Origin of the sequence: Amycolatopsis saalfeldensis (assembly GCF_900110575.1) — a bacterium.
GTDB classification, from domain to species: Bacteria; Actinomycetota; Actinomycetes; order Mycobacteriales; family Pseudonocardiaceae; genus Amycolatopsis; species Amycolatopsis saalfeldensis.
Window position 1 is genome coordinate 21117 of record NZ_FOEF01000044.1, and the last position, 6863, is coordinate 27979.

Consider the following 6863-nt stretch of genomic DNA (forward strand, 5'->3'; position numbering starts at 1 on the left):
CAAGTGCGCCGCTCCCGCACTGCTCATTCTGCCCCGCCGCACGCTTCCGGACACCGGGTTGAGCTCGCTGGGCTGAGACCGGCGGGCCGGGTTCACCGGCTCGGGTTCAGTCGGCTCGGTTCATCGGCTCGGGGTCGGCTCGGTTCATCGGCTCGGGATCGCTGGCTCAGGGGCGCTGGCTCGGGGTCGAGGCTTGGCCGGGCTTGCTCCCGGAGTTCCGAGATACGAAGCGTTTCGACGTGACCGAGGGAGTGAGATGGCGCGCTCCGCCACCGACCCACCGCCACCCACCACCGACCACGGCCCGTCTCCCACCGGCCCCGGCCTGCCCACCGCCGACCACGGCCAGCCCACCACCAACCGCCGCCACACCAACCGCCTACCCGCCGACAGCCGAGCCTCCGACCAGCCCATCACGCGGCCTCGCACCGAGCAGCCCCCCACCGACGACCAGGCTGTTGACCAACCCGCCACTCAATCCCACGCCGACCGGCTACCCACCGACCACCAAGCCGCCAACCAGTCCATCGCGCGGCCTCGCACCGAGCAGACACCTCCCAACCACCAAGCCGCCGACCAGCCCGCCGAACGGCCCAGGGCCGACCAGCCGCCCGCTGAACAGCCGCGCACCGAGCAGCCGCCAGCCGACCAGCCAATCGCGCGGTCTCGCGCCGACGAGCAGTTCGCGGAACAACCGCGCGCCGACCAGGCCGCCCTCCATCACCGGTCCGCTGATCGGCTGCTTCGCCAGGTCGCCCGGCTGGAGCGGCCGCGGCTGGTGGCCGTGGTCGTCACCGCGCTGGCCGCGACGGCCGCGAGCCTGCTGCTGCCCAGTGCGCTCGCCGCGGCCGCCGATGCCGTGATCGGCGGGCATTCCGGCCGGCGGCCCGTGCTCTGGCTGCTGCTGGTCGGCGGGGTGGAGATCGGGGCCGACGTCGTGGGCGGAGTCCTCATCGCGCGGCTCACGAGTTCCGCGAGCGCCTGGCTGCGGCGACGGGTCACGGATCGGCTGTTCGCGCTCGGCACGCGGTCGCCGTTCGCGGAGGGCGACGCGATCAGCCGGCTGACCGGCGACTGCGTGGGCGCCGGGGGGATCGTCCCGATCGTCGTCCAGCTCGGCTCGGCGACGGTGATCTCCACCGGCGCCGTCGTGCTGCTCGCGCTGCTCGACTGGCGCCTCGCGCTCGTGTTCCTCGGCAGCATCCCGTTCGCGCTGCTGCTCGCGCGCACGCACCTGCGCAACACCGCCGACGACGTCCTCGCCTACCAGCGGGTGTCCGGCGAACTCGCGTCCCGGCTGCTCGACGCCGTCGCCGGGCTGCGCACGATCGCCGCGTCCGGCACTGCCGAGCGTGAGGCGGAGCGCGTGCTCCGTCCGTTGCCACGCCTCAACCTCGCCGGCCGCGGCATGTGGCGCACCCAGGCCCGGATGGTCTGGCGCGCCGCGCTGCTGCTGCCGGCCGTCGAGCTGGTCGCGCTGACCGCCGCGGGCTTCGGCGTGCTGGACGGCCGCCTGACCATCGGCGACGTGCTCGCCGCGCTCGGCTACGTGGCCCTCGGCATGGGTCTCGTCACGCAGATTCCCTTGCTCACCACGCTTTCCCGCTCGCGTTCGTGTGCACAGCGGCTCGCCGAGGTGCTCGACGCCGACGCCCCGGACCGCGGCCGCCTCGGCCTGCTGCCCGGCCACGGCGCGTTGGAACTGCGCGGGGTCACCGTCGGCACCGCGCTCACCGACGTCGACCTCGTGGTCCCGGCCGGCACGTTCATCGCCGTCATCGGCCGCTCCGGCTCCGGGAAGTCCACTTTGGTCGGTGTGCTCGGCGGACTGCGCGCGCCCGACGCCGGCGAGGCCCTCCTGGACGGCCGCGGCCTGCACCGCCTCCGCCCCGAAGAACTGCGCGCCGTCATCGGTTACGGCTTCGAGCGCCCCGCTCTGCTGGGCGCCACCGTCGCCGACGCCGTGGGCTACGGCTCGTGGGCCGGCGACACCGCCGTCCGCGGTGCCTGCCGGACCGCGCAGATCCACGACGTCGTCGCGCGCCTCCCGCACGGCTACCAAACCCCGCTCGCCGAAACCCCGCTCTCCGGCGGCGAAGCTCAGCGCCTCGGCCTGGCGCGCGCGATCGTGCACAACCCCCGCGTGCTCCTGCTCGACGACGCCACCGCGAGCCTCGACACGGTCACCGAAGCCGCCGTGGAACACGCGATCTCCGCCGTGCTGCCCGGCCGGACCCGCGTGGTCGTCACCCATCGCACGACCACCGCCTCCCGGGCCGACGCCGTGGTGTGGCTGGAAAACGGACGCGTCCGCGCCGTCGCACCGCACGCCCGGCTGTGGCGGCTGCCCGACTACCGCGCCGTCTTCACCGAAGAGGCCGAGGAACCCGCGTGACCGCCCGCCGTCAGCTCACCGTGACGCCAATCGGCCGCACCTCCTCCCGGTCTGTGACGGAGCCGGCATGAGCGTTCGGCAGTTCTATTGGGCGGCGCTCGGCCGGCAGTGGCGCGGTGGGCTCGTGCTGCTGGGCTGTTCCGTGCTCGAGGGCGCGCCCGCGTTCTTCTCCGGACGGCTCGTGGAGCTGGCCGTGGACCAGGGCTTCGCCGCGGGACGGCCGGGCATCGGCGTCGCCTGGCTGGCGCTGTTCGGCGCGGCCGCGCTGTTGGGCGCCTTCGGTTCGCGGCTGGTGTGGCACCAGCTCGGCAAGGTGGTGGAGCCACTGCGCGACGCGCTGGTGACGACCGTGGTCCGGGGCGTGCTGCACGATCCCGCGCCACCGCGGAACCGGCCGGACGCGAGCGGCGTCGCGCGGATCACCCAGCACGTCGAGGTGGTCCGGGACGCCACGGCCGGACTGCTGGTGCAGGCCCGTGCGATGGTCGTGACCACCATCGCCGCCATCGCGGGACTCGTGACGGTGGCCGGGCAGCTCGTGCTGCCCGTCGCGGTCCCCGTGGCCCTCTCCGTCGCCGTGTTCGCCTGCCTGCTGCCTTCCCTCGCAAGGCGTCAGCGTGCGCTGGCACTGGCCGACGAGCACACCGCCGAGACGGTCGGCACCGCGCTCTCCGGTATGCGCGACGTCGTCGCGTGCGGCGCGGAACCCGTTGCCGCACTGGGTATCTACGACGCTGTCGACCGGCAGGCGAGCGCCGCCGTGCGCGTTGCTTGGTCCGGCGCCGCGCGTTCGCTGGTGATCTCCCTCGGCGGTTTCGTCCCCCTTCTGCTCGCGCTCTCCCTCGCCCCGGCCATGGTCGCCCGCGGCGAGCTGACGGCGGGCGGGGCGCTCGGCGCGCTCGTCTACCTGGCCACCACGATGCAGCCTGCGCTGCGCGGCCTCGCCGCCACTGCCGGCACCGTTGTGCTCCGCTTGCTCGTCGCGTTGCGCCGGCTCGCCGAGACCGCCGAAGTGCCCGGCGAACCGGTCGGCGCCGCTGAGCCCCACGGCACCGATCTCACCGTCCGCGGCCTCACTTTCCGCTGGGGCGCGGCTCCGGAGCCCGTGGTCCGCGGCCTCGACCTGGACCTGCGGCCCGGCGAGCACCTCGCGGTGGTCGGCCCGAGCGGGATCGGCAAGTCGACCCTCGCCGGTCTGCTCACGGGCCTGCTCGAACCCCAGGCCGGGCAGGTGCTGCTGGGTGGCCGACCCGTCCGTTCCGTCCACAAGAGACACGAGCTGGTCTCCTTGATCCCGCAGGAGGCCTACGTGTTCGCCGGCACCATCCGCGACAACCTCGGCCTTTTCGCGCCCACCGCGACCGACGCCCAGCTCCGAGCCGCCGCGGAGATCGTCGGCGCGGGCGCGCTCGTCGCCCGCCTCGGCGGCCTGGACGGCGAGCTGGGCCACGGCAAGGAAGGAATCTCCGCCGGCGAGGCCCAGCTCATCGCGCTCACCCGTGTGTACGCGTGCAACGCCCGCATCGTCATCCTCGACGAGGCGACGTCGCACCTGGACCCCGTCGCCGAGGCCCACGCGGAACGCGCTTTCGCCACCCGAGGCGGCACGCTCATCGTGATCGCGCACCGCCTCTCGTCCGCGCTGCGCGCCGGCCGCGTCCTGGTGCTGGACGGCCATGAGACGGCGCTCGGGCACCACGCGGAGCTGCTCCGGCGTTCCCGGCGCTACGCGGAACTCATGCAGGCCTGGGCAGAGCCGATTCCCGAGGCCCACGCGGGCTGACCTCATGCCGCATCGAAGAACGAGGCCAGGTTCGCCACGATCTCGCAGTCGCAATAGGCCCCGCTTTCCGCCAGGCCGTCTGAAAGCCGCGGCCAGCCGACGTCGTTGGCCTCGGCCCAGTGCTCGGCGTGTCTCAGCGTGTTGTCGCATCCTTCGGCGCAGAGCCGCACGTCGACGAACTTCAGCAACGACTCCAGCTCGCGGCTGCTGATCCCGAGAACGTTCAACAGTCCATTGTGGTCAGAGGTGGCTTCCGGCATTTCACTGCCCCTTTCGGAGGCGGACGGCAACGATCTCCGATTCTCACCCCACTCGGGCCCTCAGCGCCAGTTTCCGGCGTCGCGAAAGGTCCCCTCGCGACATTTATTTTTCGCCGACTGTAGTGAGTGTCCGATGAGGACAGTCGATGTTGCCTACGGCCCAAGGGTTCAGCCGCAGGACACCGCCTCGGCGACCAGGGAGACGGCGCCCACCTTCGCGCCGTCGGCGACCGCGAAGTCGTACGTCCAACCGGGCTTGCCGGAAACCGGCACCGCGAAGTTCCCGGCCGGAGTCGGCTTGAGGCCCTGGGCGTCGTACTTCTGGTGCAGTTCGGCCAAGGGCGTGCCGGAGCCGACGCCCTCCGGCGTTTTCACGGCGGGCGGCGCGACCAGCGCACGCAGCGAATCCTTGCCGAACGACGCGCCGCCGCCCACGGCGAGGCGGGCGTCGCGGGCCTCCCGCAGGGTCGCCAGGTCGGCGATCGCGGTGGCCGCCGACGCGCTCAGCTGGGCCGCGTCCGCGGACTCCTTCGCCGAGCGAGCGTAATCGGCAGCCGAAGCATGCACGCCAGGATGCGAGACCTTCGCATCGGCGGCAGTGGCCTGTTGATTCAGGTCGGCAGCCTTCGTCGCCGCAGCGGACTCCGCGGCCATGATGCCCGCGTCCGGCGCGGTCCCGCCCGCGAACGTGTAGGCAGCGCAACCGTCCAGGACGGACATCGGCTTGGCCGCCAGGGCACCACCCGCGACGGCAGCGCTCAACGCCATCCCGGGCGTCAACCCCCGCAAACCGCCGGGCCCCAGCGCTTCGGGCCCCTTGGGCGCCTCGGCCGCCGGGCCGCTGCTACACGCCACCAGGGTGACGACCAGCGCAGCGCCCACCACGAAGTACTTCACGATTCCCCCTTATTCCGAAAGCGGAGCCACCGGATCCGCCCGCGTCACCTGTCTTTCGACCGACTGGCCGCCACTGTTACAGCCCACTGGGGCCGAGGGTGGTCCGTCGAGTCGAGTTGTCGACAGGAGGCAGGGAGGCCTCCTCGGCCCGGGCGGCGCTGTCCACACGTCATCCTGGAGACGACTGCGACTCTCCCTTGTGGACGGACAGCCCTCGGCGACCCGAAATTGTCGGTGCCGGATGAGATGCTGCTGGGCATGACGAACACACCCGCTCATTCCCCGGCCGCCGTTCCCGGCGATCGGGCGCCGATCCCCCGGCTGGCCGGGGAACGTGAGTCGATGGAGGCCTTTCTGGAGTGGCACCGCCGAACGTTCGAGCTGAAGTGCGAGGGGCTCGGGCAGGAGGAGCTGTCCTCGCGCACCGTGGCGCCGTCCACGCTGTCGCTGCACGGGCTGGCACGGCACCTGGCCGGCTGCGAACGGTGGTGGTTCCGCCAGCAGTTCGCCGGCGAGGACGTCCCGATCCTGTACTACTCGGACGAAGATCCGGACCAGGACATGGACTCCCTCGACGGCGACGCCCAAGAGGCGCTGGCCGTGTGGCGCTCGGAATGCGCCCGCTCACGCGAGATCGTGGCGGCGGCAGAGTCACTGGACCAACGCGGCACGTCGCTGCGCACCGGCGAGCCGTTCACACTCCGCTGGATGCTGCTGTCGCTCATCGCGGAGTACGCCCGCCACAACGGCCACGCCGATCTCCTCCGTGAGGCCATTGACGGGAAGGTGGGCCATTGAACTGGTGAAACACGCAACGGTGTGGTGGTTTGAAGAGCCCTGACGCGGCCCACGGTTCTGCGGTGAGACGGCCTTGGTGGCCGGTGGTGCTGACGGCGACGGCGGCGGCAGTCGCGATCGCGGGTGAGAGCGGCAGCAGCAGTCGCAGTGGCGACGGCAGCACTGCTGGCCGTCGCGGTGGCAGCACTGCTGGCGGTGGCGACGGCAGTGCTGGCAGTGCTGGTGGTAGTCGCAGCGGTGCTGGCGATGGCGATGGCGATGGCGATGGCGATGGCGATGGCGATGGCGATGGCGATGGCGATGGCGAGCATGATCAGAAGCACCCCCGCGTGTCCAGGCCGTGCCGGTGACCGCGTGCGATGCTGGGCGTATGACCGCCGATCCTGATTGCGGGTTGTTGTCGCCGGTGCGGGCTGGGACGCCGGCCGAAGCGAGTACTGGGGATGGGGCTTGGCTGCGAGCCATGCTGGACGCTGAGGCTGCGCTCGCACGGGCGCAGGCGCGGCTCGGCACTGTTCCGGCCGAAGCGGCGGAGGTGATCACCGCGGTCGCCAAGCGGCTCGGCGGCCAACCATCAGCCGCGGCGGAGGTCGGTGGCCAGGCATTGGCCAGTGCCGCCGGAGTTGGCAGCTCAGTACCAACCGCCGCGACCGGAGTACACGACCCAGCACCGATCTCGCGCCCCGGAACAGACCCAGCATCAATCTCGCGCCCCGGAACAGACCCAGCA

Annotated in this window: 6 protein-coding genes and 1 pseudogene; 5 read left to right on the forward strand and 2 right to left on the reverse strand. The window is 72.2% G+C overall.

The window, feature by feature from the left end:
* Nucleotides 1-739 precede the first annotated feature (739 nt).
* The gene (locus BMY97_RS44625) at nt 740-2395 is read left to right on the forward strand and encodes an ABC transporter ATP-binding protein (RefSeq protein ID WP_245787817.1); all 1656 of its coding nucleotides are present in this window, start codon (nt 740-742) and stop codon (nt 2393-2395) included.
* Between the two features lie 67 nt (nt 2396-2462).
* Nucleotides 2463-4178: an ATP-binding cassette domain-containing protein gene (locus BMY97_RS44630; protein WP_091629620.1), complete on the forward strand. Its 1716-nt coding sequence runs from the start codon at nt 2463-2465 to the stop codon at nt 4176-4178.
* Between the two features lie 2 nt (nt 4179-4180).
* On the opposite strand, the gene BMY97_RS44635 is transcribed toward BMY97_RS44630, so the two are convergent.
* Entirely contained in the window at nt 4181-4438 is a 258-nt protein-coding gene (locus tag BMY97_RS44635; RefSeq protein WP_091629622.1) for a DUF2695 domain-containing protein, read from the reverse strand.
* Between the two features lie 168 nt (nt 4439-4606).
* On the reverse strand, nt 4607-5335 hold the full coding sequence (locus tag BMY97_RS44640; RefSeq protein ID WP_245787815.1) for a hypothetical protein: 729 nt from the start codon (nt 5333-5335) through the stop codon (nt 4607-4609).
* 258 nt (nt 5336-5593) lie between these two features.
* Between BMY97_RS44640 and BMY97_RS44645 the strand changes: the two genes are divergently transcribed.
* The 3 genes and pseudogenes from BMY97_RS44645 to BMY97_RS48985 all read left to right on the forward strand — a co-directional run.
* Nucleotides 5594-6133, forward strand: coding sequence for a DinB family protein (locus BMY97_RS44645; RefSeq protein WP_091629628.1), 540 nt, complete (start codon nt 5594-5596; stop codon nt 6131-6133).
* A 147-nt stretch (nt 6134-6280) separates the two neighbouring features.
* Nucleotides 6281-6520, forward strand: a complete 240-nt coding sequence (locus tag BMY97_RS47625) for a hypothetical protein (protein ID WP_177231859.1) — start codon at nt 6281-6283, stop codon at nt 6518-6520.
* Nucleotides 6504-6752 (forward strand): annotated as a pseudogene (locus BMY97_RS48985) (3-carboxy-cis,cis-muconate cycloisomerase); the annotation flags it as partial. The gene BMY97_RS47625 and the pseudogene BMY97_RS48985, both read left to right, overlap by 17 nt.
* Nucleotides 6753-6863: the final 111 nt, after the last annotated feature.

Bases quoted from the DNA above. Each gene is read 5' to 3' on its own strand.
- BMY97_RS44645 (WP_091629628.1), top strand. From the start codon at position 5,594: ATGACGAACACACCCGCTCATTCCCCGGCCGCCGTTCCCGGCGATCGG.
- BMY97_RS44635 (WP_091629622.1), bottom strand. From the start codon at position 4,438: ATGCCGGAAGCCACCTCTGACCACAATGGACTGTTGAACGTTCTCGGG.
- BMY97_RS44630 (WP_091629620.1), top strand. From the start codon at position 2,463: ATGAGCGTTCGGCAGTTCTATTGGGCGGCGCTCGGCCGGCAGTGGCGC.